The 16,785-nt window shown below is 70.6% G+C and carries 21 protein-coding genes and 1 pseudogene; 9 read left to right on the top strand and 13 right to left on the bottom strand.

Features of this window, described 5'->3' with window-relative positions; all coding sequences use genetic code 11:
* Window positions 1–33: 33 nt before the first annotated feature.
* Window positions 34–1,044 (bottom strand): TY-Chap domain-containing protein, encoded by a 1,011-nt coding sequence (locus N7925_RS11435; protein WP_274343799.1) that lies wholly within the window; start codon window positions 1,042–1,044, stop codon window positions 34–36.
* A 106-nt stretch (window positions 1,045–1,150) separates the two neighbouring features.
* On the opposite strand from N7925_RS11435, the gene N7925_RS11430 reads away from it, so the two are divergent.
* Window positions 1,151–1,600, top strand: coding sequence for a PaaI family thioesterase (locus N7925_RS11430; RefSeq protein WP_274343798.1), 450 nt, complete (start codon window positions 1,151–1,153; stop codon window positions 1,598–1,600).
* A gap of 48 nt (window positions 1,601–1,648) precedes the next feature.
* Here the strand turns inward: N7925_RS11430 and N7925_RS11425 are convergent, their stop codons facing one another.
* Window positions 1,649–2,164 carry a TetR/AcrR family transcriptional regulator gene (locus N7925_RS11425; protein WP_265603831.1) on the bottom strand — a complete coding sequence of 172 codons (516 nt, stop codon included), beginning with the start codon at window positions 2,162–2,164 and terminating at the stop codon, window positions 1,649–1,651.
* Window positions 2,165–2,311: 147 nt separating this feature from the next.
* Between N7925_RS11425 and N7925_RS11420 the strand changes: the two genes are divergently transcribed.
* The gene (locus N7925_RS11420; protein ID WP_274343797.1) at window positions 2,312–3,175 is read left to right on the top strand and encodes an alpha/beta fold hydrolase; all 864 of its coding nucleotides are present in this window, start codon (window positions 2,312–2,314) and stop codon (window positions 3,173–3,175) included.
* A gap of 134 nt (window positions 3,176–3,309) precedes the next feature.
* On the opposite strand, the gene N7925_RS11415 is transcribed toward N7925_RS11420, so the two are convergent.
* On the bottom strand, window positions 3,310–4,092 hold the full coding sequence (locus N7925_RS11415; protein WP_265599551.1) for a D-Ala-D-Ala carboxypeptidase family metallohydrolase: 783 nt from the start codon (window positions 4,090–4,092) through the stop codon (window positions 3,310–3,312).
* Window positions 4,093–4,447: 355 nt separating this feature from the next.
* On the opposite strand from N7925_RS11415, the gene N7925_RS11410 reads away from it, so the two are divergent.
* Window positions 4,448–5,359, top strand: coding sequence for a MerR family transcriptional regulator (locus N7925_RS11410; protein ID WP_274343796.1), 912 nt, complete (start codon window positions 4,448–4,450; stop codon window positions 5,357–5,359).
* A gap of 82 nt (window positions 5,360–5,441) precedes the next feature.
* Window positions 5,442–5,567: pseudogene (locus N7925_RS36080) on the top strand (IS630 family transposase); the annotation flags it as partial.
* A 16-nt stretch (window positions 5,568–5,583) separates the two neighbouring features.
* Here the strand turns inward: N7925_RS36080 and N7925_RS11405 are convergent.
* Window positions 5,584–5,961, bottom strand: coding sequence for a nuclear transport factor 2 family protein (locus tag N7925_RS11405; RefSeq protein ID WP_274346434.1), 378 nt, complete (start codon window positions 5,959–5,961; stop codon window positions 5,584–5,586).
* 585 nt (window positions 5,962–6,546) lie between these two features.
* Between N7925_RS11405 and N7925_RS11400 the strand changes: the two genes are divergently transcribed.
* Window positions 6,547–7,140 (top strand): hypothetical protein, encoded by a 594-nt coding sequence (locus N7925_RS11400; protein WP_274343795.1) that lies wholly within the window; start codon window positions 6,547–6,549, stop codon window positions 7,138–7,140.
* Between the two features lie 129 nt (window positions 7,141–7,269).
* On the opposite strand, the gene N7925_RS11395 is transcribed toward N7925_RS11400, so the two are convergent.
* The 5 genes from N7925_RS11395 to N7925_RS11375 form a co-directional block, all read right to left on the bottom strand.
* Window positions 7,270–7,941, bottom strand: coding sequence for a class I SAM-dependent methyltransferase (locus N7925_RS11395; RefSeq protein ID WP_274343794.1), 672 nt, complete (start codon window positions 7,939–7,941; stop codon window positions 7,270–7,272).
* 118 nt (window positions 7,942–8,059) lie between these two features.
* Complete coding sequence (locus N7925_RS11390; protein ID WP_274343793.1) at window positions 8,060–8,935, bottom strand: Vgb family protein; 876 nt, start codon at window positions 8,933–8,935, stop codon at window positions 8,060–8,062.
* 40 nt (window positions 8,936–8,975) lie between these two features.
* Complete coding sequence (locus tag N7925_RS11385; protein ID WP_274343792.1) at window positions 8,976–9,884, bottom strand: alpha/beta fold hydrolase; 909 nt, start codon at window positions 9,882–9,884, stop codon at window positions 8,976–8,978.
* Between the two features lie 143 nt (window positions 9,885–10,027).
* Window positions 10,028–10,246, bottom strand: a complete 219-nt coding sequence (locus N7925_RS11380; protein WP_265599544.1) for a DUF397 domain-containing protein — start codon at window positions 10,244–10,246, stop codon at window positions 10,028–10,030.
* A complete protein-coding gene (locus N7925_RS11375; protein ID WP_274343791.1) occupies window positions 10,243–11,082 on the bottom strand; it encodes a DUF5753 domain-containing protein in 840 nt (279 codons plus the stop codon). The genes N7925_RS11380 and N7925_RS11375 overlap by 4 nt, the downstream gene beginning before the upstream one ends.
* A gap of 93 nt (window positions 11,083–11,175) precedes the next feature.
* On the opposite strand from N7925_RS11375, the gene N7925_RS11370 reads away from it, so the two are divergent.
* Genes N7925_RS11370 through N7925_RS11355 form a run of 4 tightly spaced genes read left to right on the top strand, consistent with a single transcriptional unit; the run spans window position 11,176 to window position 12,781 of the window.
* Window positions 11,176–11,436, top strand: a complete 261-nt coding sequence (locus tag N7925_RS11370; protein ID WP_265599542.1) for a hypothetical protein — start codon at window positions 11,176–11,178, stop codon at window positions 11,434–11,436.
* On the top strand, window positions 11,433–11,894 hold the full coding sequence (locus N7925_RS11365) for a hypothetical protein (protein WP_274343790.1): 462 nt from the start codon (window positions 11,433–11,435) through the stop codon (window positions 11,892–11,894). The genes N7925_RS11370 and N7925_RS11365 overlap by 4 nt, the downstream gene beginning before the upstream one ends.
* 4 nt (window positions 11,895–11,898) lie before the next feature.
* Window positions 11,899–12,375 carry a hypothetical protein gene (locus N7925_RS11360; RefSeq protein ID WP_265599540.1) on the top strand — a complete coding sequence of 159 codons (477 nt, stop codon included), beginning with the start codon at window positions 11,899–11,901 and terminating at the stop codon, window positions 12,373–12,375.
* A gap of 22 nt (window positions 12,376–12,397) precedes the next feature.
* Window positions 12,398–12,781, top strand: a complete 384-nt coding sequence (locus N7925_RS11355) for a hypothetical protein (RefSeq protein ID WP_274343789.1) — start codon at window positions 12,398–12,400, stop codon at window positions 12,779–12,781.
* 105 nt (window positions 12,782–12,886) lie between these two features.
* Here N7925_RS11355 and N7925_RS11350 read toward each other — a convergent pair whose 3' ends face one another.
* The 4 genes from N7925_RS11350 to N7925_RS11335 form a co-directional block, all read right to left on the bottom strand.
* The gene (locus N7925_RS11350; RefSeq protein WP_274343788.1) at window positions 12,887–13,099 is read right to left on the bottom strand and encodes a hypothetical protein; all 213 of its coding nucleotides are present in this window, start codon (window positions 13,097–13,099) and stop codon (window positions 12,887–12,889) included.
* 153 nt (window positions 13,100–13,252) lie between these two features.
* Window positions 13,253–13,474: a hypothetical protein gene (locus tag N7925_RS11345; protein ID WP_265599536.1), complete on the bottom strand. Its 222-nt coding sequence runs from the start codon at window positions 13,472–13,474 to the stop codon at window positions 13,253–13,255.
* Window positions 13,475–13,755: 281 nt separating this feature from the next.
* Window positions 13,756–15,216 carry a glucoamylase family protein gene (locus tag N7925_RS11340; RefSeq protein WP_274343787.1) on the bottom strand — a complete coding sequence of 487 codons (1,461 nt, stop codon included), beginning with the start codon at window positions 15,214–15,216 and terminating at the stop codon, window positions 13,756–13,758.
* A 329-nt stretch (window positions 15,217–15,545) separates the two neighbouring features.
* A complete protein-coding gene (locus N7925_RS11335; protein ID WP_274343786.1) occupies window positions 15,546–16,766 on the bottom strand; it encodes a glycoside hydrolase family 1 protein in 1,221 nt (406 codons plus the stop codon).
* Window positions 16,767–16,785 lie beyond the last annotated feature (19 nt).

The following is a 16,785-nucleotide window of genomic DNA, read 5'->3' as shown; positions in this document are numbered from 1 at the left end:
CCGGAGCGTTGATCGGGAGACGTCGATCCGCTCCTACTCGGCGGGCTGGTGGACGCGGCGGAGTCCCAGGTCCGGCAGGTCGAGGTGGAAGCCGCGCCCGCGACCGGTCATGGTGCCGTCGTAGGAGAGGTCGTCCAGGCCGACGCCCAGGTGCCGCAGTTCCTCGACGAGCATGCGGGCCCCCGTCGCGGCGTGCGCCGGTTCGTCCATGGCGTCGGGGAAGCGACGTTGCCAGACCGAGGCGGAGGAGTCCCAGCCGCTCCGCGCCAGCCGGTCGGGGTCGGCCGCCTCCGGTTGGTGCAGATAGCCGGTGGCTTCGATGACGAGACCCAAATCCTGGCTCCAGCACTGGACGAAGCGCTGCGGATCGTCGGCGGATCCGAGGTGCAGGATGAATGCACCGGGGAAGAACGGGGTGTCGTGGTCGAGGGAGCGCAGGGTTTCCGCCAGGCGCTTCTCCACGTCTTCCCATGTGGTGCCGGAAGCGGGCGGCACGGTCGGCAGGCCCGCCTGCTCGGCGGCGCGCCAACGGCCCCGGGAGTAGCCGCTTCCGGCGGCGTCGGCGTCCGCGTCGGGAGGCAGGAGTTCGAGGCTCACCTCGCCCTCGTCGTGCGTGTGCACGAGGAGGCAGGCGCCGGGGAGTCGCCACAGCATCCACGGGCCCGAGTCGCCTCCCCACATCGTGGGCGGGCCCAGCTCCTCCTCCATGACCCACCAGGCGGCGCGGACGAGGCCGGCGGCGGAGCGTATGTCCTCGGCGGGCAGGTCGACGACGCGTACGTTCACTTTGCGCACCTGCTCGGGTGTCGAGGCGTCGGCGATCACCGTGCCGTAGCCGCCCCAGGGCCCCTTCCGGGGAGCGAATCTGCGCCAGACCTGGCCCACGACCTCCTTGGGCTCCCGGAGTTGCCAGCCCAGCTCCGATGTGGCGTGCTCGAAATCCGACAGGCTCCACGAGCCGAAGCGGAGCGGAGTGACCTCGCGCACCAGCTCGCGGAAGATGTCGTCGTCGAGCCAACTGCCCCGGGGGATCGTGTTCTCCATCCGGCAGACAGTAGTGGCCCGGTGGTGACGGGGCTCCGAGAGGCCGATGTTGACGGATCGGTTCCCGGGAGGCGACGCTCACCGCAACAGGGATGAGAGGTGAAGCATGGAGGCACACGCCTCGCAACTCGCGTTCGGGCAGCAGATTCTGGATGCCCAGCCCTTCAGCGTCCTGCTGGGCGCGCGGCTGACGGCCTTCGGCGACGGGGCGGCGGTCCTGGAGCTGGACGTACGGGACGAGCTGCGCCAGCAGAACGGCTTCGTCCACGGCGGCGTCCTGAGCTACGCGGCCGACAACGCCCTCACCTTCGCGGCGGGCGCGGCCGTCGGCCCGTCCGTCCTGACCGCCGGCTTCACCATCGACTATCTGCGCCCGGCCCGGGGCGAGGCGCTGCGCGCGCGGGCCCAGGTAGTCCGCCCCGGCCGTACCCGGGTCGTCTGCCGCTGCGATCTGCTGATGGTGGACGCCGAAGGGGTGGAGACGCTCTGCGCGGTGGCCCAGGGCACGATCGCCGTCGCGGCCGAGAGGCCGCCGGAGCCGACCGCGGCCGGGTGACCCCGGCGTACCCCTTTCCGTTCGGATCGCCGCAACGGGATATCGAGATCAAGGAGTGGCGGGGCCGAACAGCTCGTCCAAGTGATGGCGCAGGACGTCCAGAGCCGCCTTGCCGGTGCGCTGGCCGCCCAGCACGCTGGAGCCGAGGCCGTTGACCATGGCCATCAGTCCGGCCGCCACCATGGCGGGATCCTTCTCGGGGCCGACAGCGCCGGCTTCCTGCGCCAAGCGGAGCTGCTTGGCGAGGAAGCCCTCCAGCAGGGCGGGTTGGGGGGTGGCGTGCTCTTCCAGCGAGCTGTCACCGAGGACGAGCACGTAGTAGGCGGCGTAGATCCGGGTGATCCGACGGCTCTCCTCGTCGGTCGGCAGGACGCTGGAGAGGATGGCAGTGACCGTGGAGCGTGGTCGCGGCGGAGAGCCCGCCTCGCGGACCCACCGGTCCATACGGGCCTGGAGCTGGGTGCCCAGCCGGGCTAGGGCGTCCAGCACCAGGGCTTGCTTGGTCGTGAAGTAGTACTGCACCAGTCGAAGGGAGACGCCCGCCTCGGCGGCGACCGCCCGCATGCTCACCGACTGGAGTCCCTCGGTGGCGGCGATACGCAGCAGAGCCTCCGCGATCTGTTTCCGACGTTCCTCGTGATCGACGCGCGCGGCGATGGTCCGGCCTCCCGGTAGTGGTACACGTGTACCAAGTCATGATACGTCTGTACCATGAGCATAGGCGAGTTCAGGAACGACAAGACCCGCGAGCGTTTCCACGCCGTTTACGGACGCCTGCTCGGCCAGCTCTGGCCGGGCCCCAGGGACGCCTTCGACCTGCCGACATCCTTCGGTACCACCCGCGTCCACCGCGCCGGGCCACCCTGCTCCGACCCGGTCGTCCTGCTGTCGGGCGCCAACGGCAACTCCCTCATGTGGCACCGGTACATTGAGCCGATCGCCCGCCATCACACGGTGATCGCCGTTGACACGGTCGGTGAGCCGGGCGCCAGCATCCAGAGCGCGCCCCTGACCGGCGCCGAGGACGGCGCCCGCTGGCTGGAGGAGGTACTCGCCGGGCTGGAGGCCACCGCCGCCCATGTCGTCGGCTGCTCCTACGGGGGCTGGCTGGCGCTCGGCCATCAGATGCACCACCCCGGCCGCGCGGCCGCCCTCACCCTGGTGGAACCCGCCGGATTCGCCGACCCCGGGCGTCGCTTCTACGCCTGGCTCATCGCCGGCGGTCTGGCGGGCATGGCGCCCCACATGCTGAGGCCCAGGCTTTCCCGCTGGGTCGGCAACAGCGCCATCCTGGAGACCGAGCTGATGGAACTGGGACGGGCCTCCATCGGGTTCCGGCGCACCCTTCCACCGGCTCGGGTCTTCACCGACGAGGAGGTGCACCGGGTGCGCGTCCCCTCGCTCTTCCTGCTGGGGGAGCAGAGCTCGCTGCACGACGCACGCCGGGTCGCGGAGCGGGTGGGAGCCCTCGTACCCACAGCCGAGGTGGAGGTCGTGCCCGGTGCGAGCCACGCCCTGCCGACCGACGATCCGGAGCTGGTGGCCGCCCGTATCCTGCGGCGCGCGGCGGAATGACAGCGTTTCCTCCGCGGCAGCAGAACTGGAAGTGACCGAGCGCTACTAGTAGCCCGGCACGAGGTACGGGCACGAGTGCGGGGGCCTCCGGTCCGCTGACCGGAGGCCCCCCGGGCTTCATGGGACCGCGGGCCTCAGATGCCGCAGCTGGGCGCGGACCAGAAGCGGCCGCTGCCCCCGGCGACGTGGGTGTGGTCGTTGTGACCGGGGTAGCCCGGGCCGAGGATCTCGGTGAAGCCGTGGTTGCGCGCCGCCTGGGCGAGGGCGCAGAAGCCCTGGGCGCCCGCGCCGAGGTCCGCCGCGTGCCCGTACAGGTGGCGGCTGTTGGTGGCCCCGCCGACCGCGCTGTTGCAGGACACGCTGCGGAAGCCGCCGTTGACGGTGATCGGCCGGTCCCCCATCGCGTGCCGCATGGCCTGGAGCTTCCACATGGTCACCAGGGCGTTGGCGCGTGCCGTGCCGGCGCTGACCTTGCCGCCGGACCAGTCGGAGTTGCAGCGGTTCAGCTCGGCGTAGGTGAAGTTGACCGGGGTGCAGTCGTCGTCCTGCAACGCGTAGATCTTGCTGAACGTCTGGGCGCCGGCGATGCCGTCGGCGGCCAGCCCGTACGCGGCCTGGAAGCGCTGCACGGCCGCCTTCGTGGCCGGGCCGAACGCCCCGTCGATGGCGATCTGGTTCCCGGTGCCCGGATAGCCGGCGACCCGGATCTGGAGCTGACGTACGGCTTCGCCGCTGGAGCCTTCCTGGAGCGTGCCGCTCCAGGTGTAACAGGCGTCGGCCGTACCGACGTCACCGGCCGACGCGGAACCGGGGGCCGGGGTCGTGGACGGGGTCGCGGAGGCGGTCGCGGTGCCGCCGAACGCGAGGGCCGCGCCCGCGAGGGCCGAGAGGAGGAATCCGATGGGGCGTGATCGCATGGGGGCTACACCTCATTGTCGTCAAGCTGTGCAGGGGGATTCCGAGCCTCGGACGCAACGCGGAGGGTGTCAAGGTCATGTCAACATGCTGCCAGGGGTCCGGCCTCGTGGCGGGGTGACAGGATGGGAGTATGGCGATAAATCGACCATGGGCGGGGCTTCGCGCTGACCTGCGGGTAGCGGAGTCATCGGTGTACGACCGGCCGGCTTCGAGGTAGTCCTCGCCCAGACTGCTCAGCCCCCCCGCACGGGACGCAGAGGCAGACCGGAGGCTGCGGTTGCACCTTCCGTAGCGGTATGTGGTCCGGTGGGTCTACGTCCCGGTACCGGTCCCTCGCGAAGAAGGTCCCTGCTCATGCATTCGTCCTTTATGCCACCCCGCCGGATCAAGATCGGTGACGCGGCGGCCTTCGCCGGCAGCACTCCGCGGGCGATTCGCCACTACCACGAGATCGGCCTGCTCCCGGAGCCCGAGCGGGGCGGCGACGGCCGCCGCCGCTACGGCTACGAGGACATGATCAGCCTGCTGTGGATCCGCAGGACGGCCGACGCGGGGATCGCCCTGGACGACATCCGTGACGCCTTCACGACCGGCACGGCTCCCGCCGGTGCGGAGAGCGGAGAAGGCATCGCGGGCATCCTGGAGCGGTTGGAGGAAACCCTCGCCGAGCGGGAGGCGGAGCTGCGGCGGCAGCGGGCCGCCGTGCAGCGGATGCGCACCGAAGGCAGCCGGATGGGCCTGCTTTCCGACCTTGTCACCGGCCGCCTCAAGAGCCTGCCCGAAGGCTCCCTGCGCCCGGCGGACCTGGACACCCTGCTGGTCACCGAGCGGATCTTCGGCCCACTCGGCGCGGCGGTCCAGGCCACCCGCTTCATCGCCCTGGCCACGCATCCCACCCTGCGGCAGGAATCCGACCGCGTCGACGACGCCGAGGAAGCACTCGACGACAGCGTCGCCGTCGATGATCCGCGGGTGGCTCACGTCGCCGCCGAGCGACACGCCTTCGAGTGCGCGCTGGACGCCTTCATCGAGGAGTCCGGCCTGAGCGAGGAGGACGAGGCCCTCTGCGACGCCTGGGAGGCCGCGCACCCCGAAACCGCTGACGGTGGCGAGAGCGAGGCCGATCCCGGCTCCGGGGGGCGGGAGGCCGACTCCATGAGCGTGCTGGACGCCGTCGGCAAGATGCCCTACGACTTCTCCCCGGCCCGCCTGCGCAGTATGGAACTGGCCGTAGAGCTCTCCGCGCACGACGCCCCCGGTGCCTAGTGCTGTGACCGCGTAGGTTCGCCGGGTTGGTGGTCGTGACGGTCCGATGCGTGGTGACGTCCAAGCGGCTGCTGGAGGCGCGGTGGCTGAGCCCGCCCGTGTGCGCAGCCTGACCGGCAAGGAGGGGCAGCGGCTGAAGCAGATCGTGCGCCGGGGCAGCGCGAGTTCGGTGCGCTACCGGCGGGCGGCGATGCTGCTCGCTTCGGCGGCGACAGAAGGGCGACTCAGGAGGCGGACGGCTCGATCTCCCCCGCGAAGACGATGACCTGGTCGATGAGGCTCCGCCGCAGATGCACGACGTCCGTTCCCGCCAGGCGGGGGCCTCCATCCGGCGTCGTGAAGACCCACTGGTACCGGGCCCATTCGTCCGGCATGTCCACCGCTGAGCAGCGCACCATCGTGCCGGTTCCCGCCGGGTGGCGCCGGATGTCCAGCACGAACTGCTCGACCGCCGCGATTCCTTCGCTGCGACCCAACGGCCCCCAGAAGACCACGTCCGAGGTCAGGGCCTGGGAGAGCAGGGCAGTCACATAGCTGTCGTCCGAGGCGTTGAACGCGGAGATGAACGTGTCGATCGCGGAGCGTGCCGTCTCTTCCTGCATGCCCCAGTAATACCAGCCGCCGTTGCGCATGCGCTCGTCCCGCGAGCCGCCTTCCGATCGCGGTGGACCATCCCGGTCACGGGACCAGTGCCACATCAGGCAACCCTCGCCGGGCAGTTCACGACGCGTGAACTGATTCCCGCACAGGGGCGGGCTGGTGAGGCATACGCGTCGTGTCATGCGCCCAGTCGCGCGCGAATGAGGGTGTCGAGTCGCTGCCATGCCGGGGACGAGGCGTTGATGGTGCTCTGGTTGAGGGCGGGGATCTCGGATGCCGCGCCCAACTGGGGCGGTTCGTCGGATCCATAGCGTTTGCGCGTCGCCTTGGTGATCCGGCGGGCGAGGGCGTCGAGGCGGGGATCATCGGTGTCGAGGTCGTGTGCGTGGTCGTAGTCAGGAAGAGCTGCCGTAGCGCCGGGTCGGCCAGGATCTCGGTCTGGTCGCGGAACAGTGTGATCGCACGGTCTGGGTGGGGGGCGAACAGGGCCCGCCCCGGGCCGGAGGTCGCCGGAGCCGTGATCTGATCGACGGAAGTCACCGGGCAGCTCCTGCCGTCGCCAGGGGACCGTGGTCCAGAATCGAGGCATGGACGTCCCCGAGCTGCTGGAAGCCGCATCCCTGCTGGTTCCTGAGAGGATCGCCACCGAGAACGACATCACGGTGAACGACGTCTGGGAGTACCTCGTTCACGACGAGTGGGAAGTAGCCCTCGATCTGCTGGAAGAACTCGGCGACGTCCACCAGCTTTCGCTCAGCTTCTGGGAAACCCTGGCCACCGCAGCCGAACAGATGCGACTGGAGAAGAGCGCGGCCTGGTGTCACTGGCGCGGTTACGAGACCCGCCACGGGATCATCCGAGCCGATCTCACCCTCCGCCCGGCCGCTGAAACACGACGACAGACGCCCATCTCCGGCGCCGGCGTCCTGCGGCCGATGTGGAACATCGGCCACCGAACCGCGACCGGCGCACCGGCTCTCAACACCGCCCGGCTCTGGGCGGAGTTCACGCCCTTCCTGGAGCCCGGGGGACACGCCGCGGTACGACTCGCACCCCTGGACCCCTCGCAGTGGCAGCACCTTCAGCCCGGCCAGGTGATCACCATGCACGAGAACCGATCCGTGGCAGGCGCGGCAGTTGTCCTGGAGATCCAGCGTCCCTCGGCCACGGTCACCACATAAGAACGAGCGCCGTTGACTCGTGCCGTTGGCGCGGAGAACGTCCAGCTTCTTCCACGCGCTGTCCGGCCGGTTCGACTCGGGCAGCCCACGACCACCTCTCGGCGTGGAGGGCGAGGGGCCCGGGGTGGCTCAATCCGTAAGGGGCAGGCGCTGATTCCAGACCAAGGTGTAGCGCCAGAACAGCCGCCGGCGCAGCCGCGCGCCGGGCAGCACGCGGCGGGCCTCGCGAACGATGTCCGGAAAGGCGGTGGTCGCCGGTCGGGTCGGTGCGGTCATGGCGACGGGGCGCGGCGCTCTGCGGCCCTTGTTCTTGAACCAGGCCATGGCGATGTTCGACGGTACGGCGACCGCGTCGATCAGGTAGTCGCTCCAGGACTGCGGGCGGTAGAGGCCGACGACGATCAGAGTGCCCCCGGGAGCCAGGTGCTCGCGGAAGCGGGTGAGTGCGTCGGTCAACGGCATGTGGTGGATGGCGGCGACGCAGGTGATGACGTCGTACAGGCCGGACGGTACGTCCTCCAGCGTGTCCCCGACGGAGAAGGTCACCGGAACCCCGGGAGCGGTGCGCTCCCGCGCGCGGTCGACGATGGCGGGGTCGGCGTCGATGCCGTGCGCCGCTTCGGCCCGGGTGGCCAGCAGCCGGGCGAGGTCGCCACTGCCCGATCCGACGTCCAGGGCGTCGGCGAAACGCCCGGGGAGCCGGCGCAGGATCCACCGGTGGTAGTGGGCGTTGTGATCCCACGGGTGGGCGGCGTGGAACCGGTCGAGTGCGCGCAGGACGCGGGGGAGTACGGCCGTCATGAGGTGAGTCCATCAGAGCCGAGCCGTGGCCCGTGGCGGGGGAGCGCCGTCAACCGCTCGACCGGGGCACCGGCCGACCCGGGGGTCGGTAGACGTCAGGACGTCCTTCCTCCTGTGGCTACGGTTCAAGCCGCGCGACCCCTCCCGTTTCGAGGGCCGCCCACAGAGCGCCGTCGGGACCCAGGGTGATGCCGTGCGGCTCTGACGACGGTGACGGCAGACCGTACTCGGTGATCTTGCCGCTCCCGGTGATGTGGCCGATGCTGTTGGTTCCCCATTCGGTGAACCAGCAGTCTCCGGTGGAGGCCGCGACGATGGCGTGGGGCTTGGCTGTGCGGTCGGGCAGCGGGAACTCCTCGACCGTGCCGTCCACCGAGATCCTGCCGATCTGGCCTGCCGCGATCTCGACGAACCACAAGGCGGTGCCGTCGCTGGTGATACCCACGGGTGCAGCGCTCGGGGTGGGGAGCGGGTGGATGACGATGTCTCCGTGGACAGTGATGCGGCCGATCGCGTTCGCCTGGTTGAGGGTGAACCACAGGGCCCCATCAGGGCCTGCGGTGATCGCCGAGGGATAGGCGCCGACACAGCGAAGGGCGTACTCGGTGATCTCTCCCCCGCTGGTGATGCGGCCGATCCGGTCGGTGTTCATCTCCGTGAACCACATCGCGTCGTCCGGGCCGGCGGTGATCCCGAAGGGGCCGCTGTCGGGCGTAGGCACGGGGAAGGACTCCGTTTCACCGTCGACGGTGATCCGGCCGATCCGGTGGTCCTGGGACCGGGTGAACCACAGTGCTCCGTCGGGCCCGGGGGTGATGACCGTAGGGCGACACCCGGGCGATTCCAGGGGGTACTCGGTGAGTTCGCCGTCGAGGGTGAGGCGTGCGATGCGGCCGCTGTGCGCGAAGGTCAGCCACAGTGCGCCGTCGGGTCCGGTCGCGATGCCGTACGGACCGGCGCCCTCGTCTGCCACGGACATCTCGCTTACGGCCACGACAACTCCTTGGAGGGGCGGGGTGGGGATGGGCTGGGGATCAATCGACGTTCCCGACCGATGCCGCAGCTCGGTCCGGCAGCAGGTCGAGAATGATCGCGGCGAGGTCGGCGGGCCGGGTCATGGGGATGTTGTGGTTCGAGCTGATGTCGGTCAGCCGGCGGCCGGGGGCGGCGTCGACGACGGCACGCACTTCGTCGCGTCGCGAGGCGTAGAAGCCATCCTCGGCCAGCACGATCGTCGTCGGACAGGTGAGGCGGTCATACACCTCGATGCTCGGGAAGATCTCCGCGTCGGGTTCCACGGCGGTGACGGTCGCGATCTCCTCGATGGCCGGTCGCCGTACCCACCGGTGGCCGCGGCGCAGGAAGGAGCGCCGCGTGACCTCCTCGACGAGTCCGTGCCGTGCTCCGGCGTTGAGCCAGTCCCCTCCGGCCTCCCGCGCGCATCGCTCGACATAGGCGTGCATCTGGTCGTCGTCCGCTTCCCAGCCGTAGCGGAACATCGCCCGCAAACGGTCCGCCGCCTCGGTGGTCCGGGCGGCGGCGTGCTCGGCGAGTGACGCGTTACGGTCATCGAGCACCACACCGTCCACGATGCAGAGGGCGGCCGGTTCCACGAGGCCACTGGCAGCGGCGGCCGTCACGGCGTACCCGCCGGTGGAGTGGCCGACCAGCACGGGGTGGTCCCAGCCCAGGGCGGTGACGACGCCACCGAGGTCTCGCCAGTACTGCTCGGGTCCGGTCGAGTCGAGCAGGGTCTGCCCGTGGCCGCGCAGGTCGATGGCGACCGGGTGACACGCGCTCACCAGACGGGACGCCACATCGGCCCAGGCGGCGGCGTTCTGTCCGCTGCCGTGGACAAGTAGCACCCCCTCGCCGTGGCCGCCGAAGTCCACACCCGAGAGAACGCCGTCCACGACGGGGAGTTCGATCTCCGTTCCGATCATCACCGCACCCTTCTTACCGGAAGCCAACGAGTGCAACCGCTTTTCCGCCAGGAGGTCCGCGCGGGGCGGGGCAGGTTGCCTGCCCGGACAGCGGGACGCCCCACCGCGCGGGCACGGTGGGGCGTAGCCAAGCGGGGAGGCGGTCAGGCGCGGGTGTCGAAACCCCCGGCCTTGACGCCCGCCACGAAGGAGGAGAACGCCTCGGCGGCGACGGCCAGGGCCGGGCCGCCCGGGTTCTTCGAGTCGCGTACGGGGACGGTGCCGGTGGCGGACGCGGTGCGCGGGGCCCACTCAACGCAGGTGCCGCCGTTGTCACTGTAGGAGGACTTGACCCACTGCGGGGTCGTGGATTCGGTCGTCACGGGGTGCCCTTTCGATGCTGGTGGATCATGTCCACCGTATCTGTCTGCGACAGAGACACGGCCTGCAACTGATGGTAGGACCTCACCATCGGGATGACAGAGCTGAGTTCACGGTCCAGGTGCCCCTGCGTCTCGGACTCGACGTACGAGACCACGGACCGGTCCTGAAGTGTCAGCAGATTCACCGCGCGATTGAAGGGCCGCTGCTCACCGATGCCGAAAGGGGCGATCTGCAGCATGGTGTGGGACTGCGCGGCGAAGTCGATCAGATACTGCAACTGGGCATCCATCACGGCAGGACTGCCGATCGGTCGGCGGATGCAGCTCTCGTCCAGCACCGCGATGAGCATCGGCGGCACAGTGCGTAACAGGGCGCCCTGGCGCTCCATGAGTAACGAGACGCGCTGATCACCCTGTTCGGGGGTGATGACCCCTCGATCGACGGCCCCGCTCGCCAGCGCCTCCGCGTACTCCCGGGTCTGCAACAGCCCCGGGATGACGCCCACCTCGAACAACCGGATCTCCGCCGCCCGGCCCTCCAGCGCCACGTACTCCGGGAAGCCCTGCAACAGCACGCCGTGCTTGATCTTGCGCCACTCGCGCTCGAACGAATCAGCGGTCCCCGTAAAACTCATCGCCACGTCAACAGCGATCGAGAACTTGCGGGTTGGGGACTTGTGGCACAATTCCACCCCGGAAACATGCCGCCCCGTGTAGCCGATGCGCGCGCCGAGGTCGTCCTGTTTCCAGCCCCGCGCTTCGCGCTCCCTACGCAGACGTGCTCCGTAGGCCGCCTCCGGGCCCCCGTCAGGGTTGACTTCCTTGCGGTTGACCAACGTATCCCCCAGGTTCGAAACGTTGAAGACGTCTCCACGCTAGGCCACGCTGAGTCGCCCCGGTAGTCATTCGGCTACAGAGAGGAGCGAACGGTGTACGGCGAGAACGCCAGCTCGAATACGGAGCCATCCCCACACGTCCCGGCCCCCGGGACCCTCCTCGTGGACACCAGTCGCGGTGACCGCGTGGGGGAGTTCCGGGGCGTCGCCGGTCCGTACTGGTCCCTCCGGCCGGTCGCCGGTGGACGCGAGTGGGAGGTCGAACCGCGTTACGTTCGCCCCGCGTTGCTCATGGAGCAGCTACGGGCCCGCACCGCGCGGCTCAACGCCCGCAGCCGGGGCGAAGTGCTGTGAGGGCGACGGTTTCGGCCCCGGGCCGCGAGAGGAATCCGGACTACGTCGCGGCCGTCACGGTGACGGTCAGCGGCCGGGCTCTCCCGCTCGGCGGAGTCGCCCTGCCGAACCGCCGGCTCGTTCTGCGCTGGCTCCGGCGGCAGGCCCTGCGGCTGGCGGACGGGCACGGGCGCGATCCGGCCCCGGCCGCTGCGTGGCACGGTGCGAGGGACGTCCGGCCGGTCACCTTCCACGGTTCCGATGCCCCCGAGGCGCTCCGGGCGTGGGCGGGCGGCCACGGCAGCCAGGACCACGCCATGAGCGCGCTGGCATCCGGGCTCCCTGCCCTGCTCACCGTGGTCGACCCCTTCGTGGGGCTGCGCGTCACCCTCGGCGGGTGGCCCGTGGATCTGTGCGGGTGGGCGGCGGCGGCAGCCTCGGTGTACCGCCCGTGCCCGCCCCGTACGGAAGGGGTCTGACCCCGTGCTGCAATGCACCGCCGTAACTCAAGTACCTTACGCCGAAGCTCTGCTGGCGCTCGCCATGATGGAGGGCGGGCCCGTGCACCCGCCCGATGTCCTCGACCAGGACGACTTCCTGCTCTGCGAGCTGGCCGACCACGACGAGACGGCCGAGCACGCCGCGCACCTGTGGACGGCGGACGTGCTGGACGACCGGGACCTGTGGTTCCTCTGGTCGGGGACCGGCGCCCACCGCGTCCACCGGCTCGACACGGTGCGGCTGTGCCCCGCCGTGCTCCGCGAGCTGGCGGCCCGCACGGTCACCACGTGCGCGTACTTCGACCACCACCCCGGGCCGCACTCCTTCTCCGTGAGCGACCCCCTCGGCGACCTCATCGCCGACCACGTCCACAGCGAGGTCCGGCGACTCGTCTCCGAGGACGACGCTCCCGGCGCGGCGCCCGATGCCCCCGACGTACCCGACACCGACGCGCCGTGACGGCGACCGGAGGTTCCACCCCATGAACCAGTGCACTGCCGTGGCCCTGCTGCCGCCCCCGGAGTTCCTGATCCGGCTCGCCGCTCCCGGCGGCAGCCGCCCGGAGGCCGGATACCTCCTCTGCGAGCTGGCCGCCGACCACGAAGGCGACGACCACGCGACGGTGCTGTGGGACGACGACGCGAACCGCACGGCCGTCTGGGCCCGTTGGAGTGGCGAGCGGGCGACTCTGTCGGAACTGGCCTGGTGCGGCGCGATCGACCCCCGGGGCGAGGACGCGTGCGGACTGTTCGCCGGTCACCCCTCCGCCCATGCCTGGGACATCGTCGATCCGACGCTCGCGGCAGTGGACGCGGTCCTCGCTCAGGAGTGCCCGCATCTCCTGCGGCGGCGCGGTGTTGTGTGATGGGCCGTCATCGCGGGCTTTCCCTGAAGGAGGCTCCTGCGGCGACGGCCCGGGCCGTGGGCCGAGGCCGTCGCCGGGTCGCCGGAAGCGGGGCCGGCTTCGGGATCAGGCTCGGCCGGTGATCTGGCCGACCCTCTGCTTCATCGCCTTGTCGTCGTAGATGGTGATCGTCACCGTTCTGCCCTCCGGGATGTCCAGGTTCACCTTCTTGACGTCCCAGGCGTTGGACGTGCCCGGAGGCGAGTACAGCCCCCACTTTCCGCCGCCAGGATCACCGAGGGCCGGGTCGGGGACGCGGCCCGGGTCGAGGGGCAGCACGACCACTCGGCCGCACGCGCGATCACGTACGACAGGGACACCTACTCACCCATGGTCGAAGCCCCCTACCCCGCTGCACCTTACTTATCGTTGCCTTCTCGTTGGTCATGCGGCAATACCTTTCCGGTCATCTCGCGCCAACTCGGCTGGCTGTCAAGCGCGCCCACTCTTCCCTCTTTGAATGAAGAAGTAGCCGATGACGGAAACGCATCCGATGATCGCCAGCAGTCCCCACCCTCCGCTGTTGCCGGAAGCGATCAGGAAAACAGAAAGGGCGATACCCGCGACTGCGAATGCGGCGGCGAACTGAACATACCGCTTGACGACGGCGCGCTGCTCCGTCGTCCATCCGACGTGCGGCTCTGACATCTTCATTCCCCGCGTGTGCCCTCGGGTTCGCTGGTGAATCCCATGTCCACTCCGGACGTTGAGATGGCGGACAGGCCGAGGAGTCCGTTGGGGAGAAAGGTGCCGCCCTGGGACGGAGCCGTTCACCGCGGCCGAGTGGCCGGACTGCCGGGTGGGCCTCGAACAGCGCATCGCTCGTGACCCCGCACACCGGCAGCCGGCCCCCGTGACGCGGTAGCGCGCCTCTCGCTCGGCCGGCTGCCGTCATCCGGCCCGCTCTCCTCGTGAAGGACAGGCCGGCCGCGACCTCAGATCGAGAACCGCTCCCGCTCCAGCAGCGGCCGCACCCGGGACCGGAAGCCGCCCGTGCGGAACGGCTGCTGGAGCAGGCCGGGCCGCAGCTCCTGGGCGAGGGCCGCGACGATCATTCCCTGGTCCAGGGCGAGCATGAAGTCGCTGACCCGGCCCGTGGACACGTTCACCGAGTCCCGGAAGCCGAGTCCGTCCGCGTACGCGCCGAAGTCCCGCTCCAGCGCCCGCAGATTGGCCACCGCCTCCCGGCCCGCGAACGGCAGGGCCAGGAAGGAGGCGTGCGGGGTGACGACGCCGTTGGTGAACGCCGAGGGCGGCGGCAGGGGTTCGCCGTCCGTGGTGTGCGTGCGGTCGGTGTTGGAGGCGTAGCCGTCGACCGCCATGCCGAGCGCGTCGACCCCGTACTCCTGGTAGCCGTCCTCGGGAACGTTGGCGGGGGAGAAGCCCCAGTAGCCGTACTCCGCCTCCCGCAGCCCGTGGTCGATCTGGCCGCGTACGTAGCGGTGGTGGGTCGCGCCCCACGCGCGCGGCGACCACTGCTGCTCCGGTACGAACAGCGGCACCATCAGCGCCTCGAACATCGAGCCGCCCCAGGTGGGGACCACCTTGCGGCCGCGGTGGGTGTAGTGCCCGTTCCAGACGCGTACGCCGTCGACCGTGACGTAACCGCCGCCCGGCTTCTGCTCCTGCTCGTGCTCCGGCAGCATCGTCCGCAGCAGGTGCCAGTAGTGGTCGCCGGGGAGCGAGCCGTCCGCGATGCCGAGGTAACTGGCCATGCGAGGCTCGGTGTTGAGCGCGCCGTAGTGGTGCGGGGTCGGCTCGTCCGTGTCGGTCCAGACGCCGCCGCGCAGCTGGCCCGGGCCAGCGACCGGGTCGGCCGGGTCGTAGGGAGTGTAGAAGAAGGACCAGTCGGCCGTGGCCAGGATGCGGTTGATGCGGGGGCGCAGCGCCGGGGCCGCGTCGGCGGCTATCCGCAGGCCCGTCACCAGCCAGGCGTTGTCGACGGATGACAGGAACGGGCGGACCGGGTCGCCGGTGCCCGGCCACTGGGTGAGCACCGAACCGTCGTGCGCGTCGTACCAGTTGAGCCAGAAGCCGTGGTGGCGTTCCAGCTTCTCGACGGCGGCGACGGTACGGGTCAGGGCGCGGGTCATCGTGCTCTCGCGGATCACGCCGAGGCCCGCGGCCGCAACCGTCGACCACAGGCCGCAGCCGATGTTGGTCGGTGAGGTCTGGGTGGACTGGGCGGGGGCTCCGGGGCCACTGAGGTCGATCTTGTCGGTGACGAGGCCGAAGTCGGTCGTCATCGCCTCGATCGAGCGGTACGTGTCGCGGAACCAGGTCTTCAGGAGGCCTGGGTCGGCGGGGGCGGCGACAGCCGCCGGGGCGGTTACGGCTCCGAGCGACAGGGCCGCGGCCCCGGTCCCTGCGGCGGTGAGAAACGTGCGACGGTCCATCGTTCCGGCTCCTGGTGGCAGAAGGGGGAGGGGAAGGGCAAGTCGTGGTGTTCGGCCGTGCGGAGATACTGCGGGGGACGCGAAATCGTGCGGGCGTCCGGAGTCGGGCGGGCGCGCGTGAGGTCGCGCCGGGCTTCGGGGGTGTGCGGGCGCGCGTGAGACCGCGCCGGGCGGGCTGGGTTGTGCGCGGGATGCGAGGTCGCGCCGGGTGTGCGCGGGCGTGGTGCCGGGGGGGCCGGGGCCGGCGGTCGTCAGGATCCGCCGGCCCCCGCCCACCCGAGGGAGCCGTCAGGTGGCTCCCCGTACGGAGGGGCAGCCCCGGGGGTGAATCAGGCTGCCGTGCGCGGGAGTTCGCGGGTGCGGCCGAGCGAGCCCAGCCACTTCGCCGAGTCGCGCGGGGTGCGCTCGAAGGTCTCCCAGTCGATGGCGATCAGGCCGAACGTGGCCCTGTACGTGCCCCATTCGTAGTTGTCCAGGGCGCTCCACGCCAGGTAACCCCTGATGTCGATGCCGTCGGCCAGCGCGGCGGCGACCTCGTCCAGCGCACCCGCGTAGTAGTCGACGCGGCGGCTGTCGTCGGCGGTGGCGATGCCGTTCTCCGTGACGATCAGCGGGACGTCGCCCACCACCTCGGCCGTGTGGCGCAGCGCCTCGCCGACCGCCGTCGGGTAGTACTCCCACGTCGTCAGCGTCCGCTCGACGTCGTCGGCCGCCGGGATCGGTCCGTCGGGGCCGATCCGCGTACGGGTGTAGGACTGCACGCCGATCCAGTCGTCGCCGCGCGCCGCCTCGATGAAGACGTCCTCGCGCGGGTGGCGGTAGGCGGCGGTGACGTCCTCCGCGCCGGGGAGGGCCTGGTAGACCTGGTTGGCGATGGTCCAGCCGACCTGGATGCCCGCGTCCAGGGCCCGGACCTCCTTGACGGCCGCGTGGTGGGCGGCGATGACGGCCACGGTCGTCTCGTCGTCGGGGGTGGGCAGGCCGGCGGGCGGGAAGCTGTTGTCGCCGCGCTTGGCCTGGCCCGCCATCACGGCGACCATGTTCGGCTCGTTGATCGTGCAGACGTGCGACACGCCCTCGGAGATGACGGGGGCGCAGGCCGCCACGTACCGGGCGAACAGCTCCACCGCGCCCTCGGCCGTCCAGCCGCCGCGCGCCTCGAACCACTGCGGGACGGTGAAGTGGTGCAGGGTCACCATCGGGCGCAGGCCGCGCGCGATCGCACCCTCCACCATCCGCCGGTAGTGGGCCAGTTCGGCGCGGGAGAAGCGGCCTTCGACCGGCTCGATGCGGGCCCATTCGAGGGAGAAGCGGTAGTCGGTGAAGCCGAGGGAGGCCAGCAGGTCCATGTCCTCGGGCCAGCGGTGGTAGCTGTCGCAGGCGTCCAGGCTCGGCTCCGCGATGTGGGTCCCCGCGGCGTGCTCCTTGACCCACCAGTCGCTGTTGGTGTTGTTGCCCTCGATCTGGAAGGCGGCCGTGGAGGCGCCCCAGAGGAAGCCCTCGGGGAACGGGACGGGGTTCTTCTGGTTCGGAGCAGGGGTGTGTGTCATCGCGACATGTCTTTCTGGT

Origin of the sequence: Streptomyces sp. CA-278952, from assembly GCF_028747205.1 — a bacterium.
Lineage (GTDB): Bacteria > Actinomycetota > Actinomycetes > Streptomycetales > Streptomycetaceae > Streptomyces.
The sequence above is the reverse complement of the archived record's forward strand: the minus strand, read 5'-3'. Positions and strand labels throughout refer to the sequence as shown.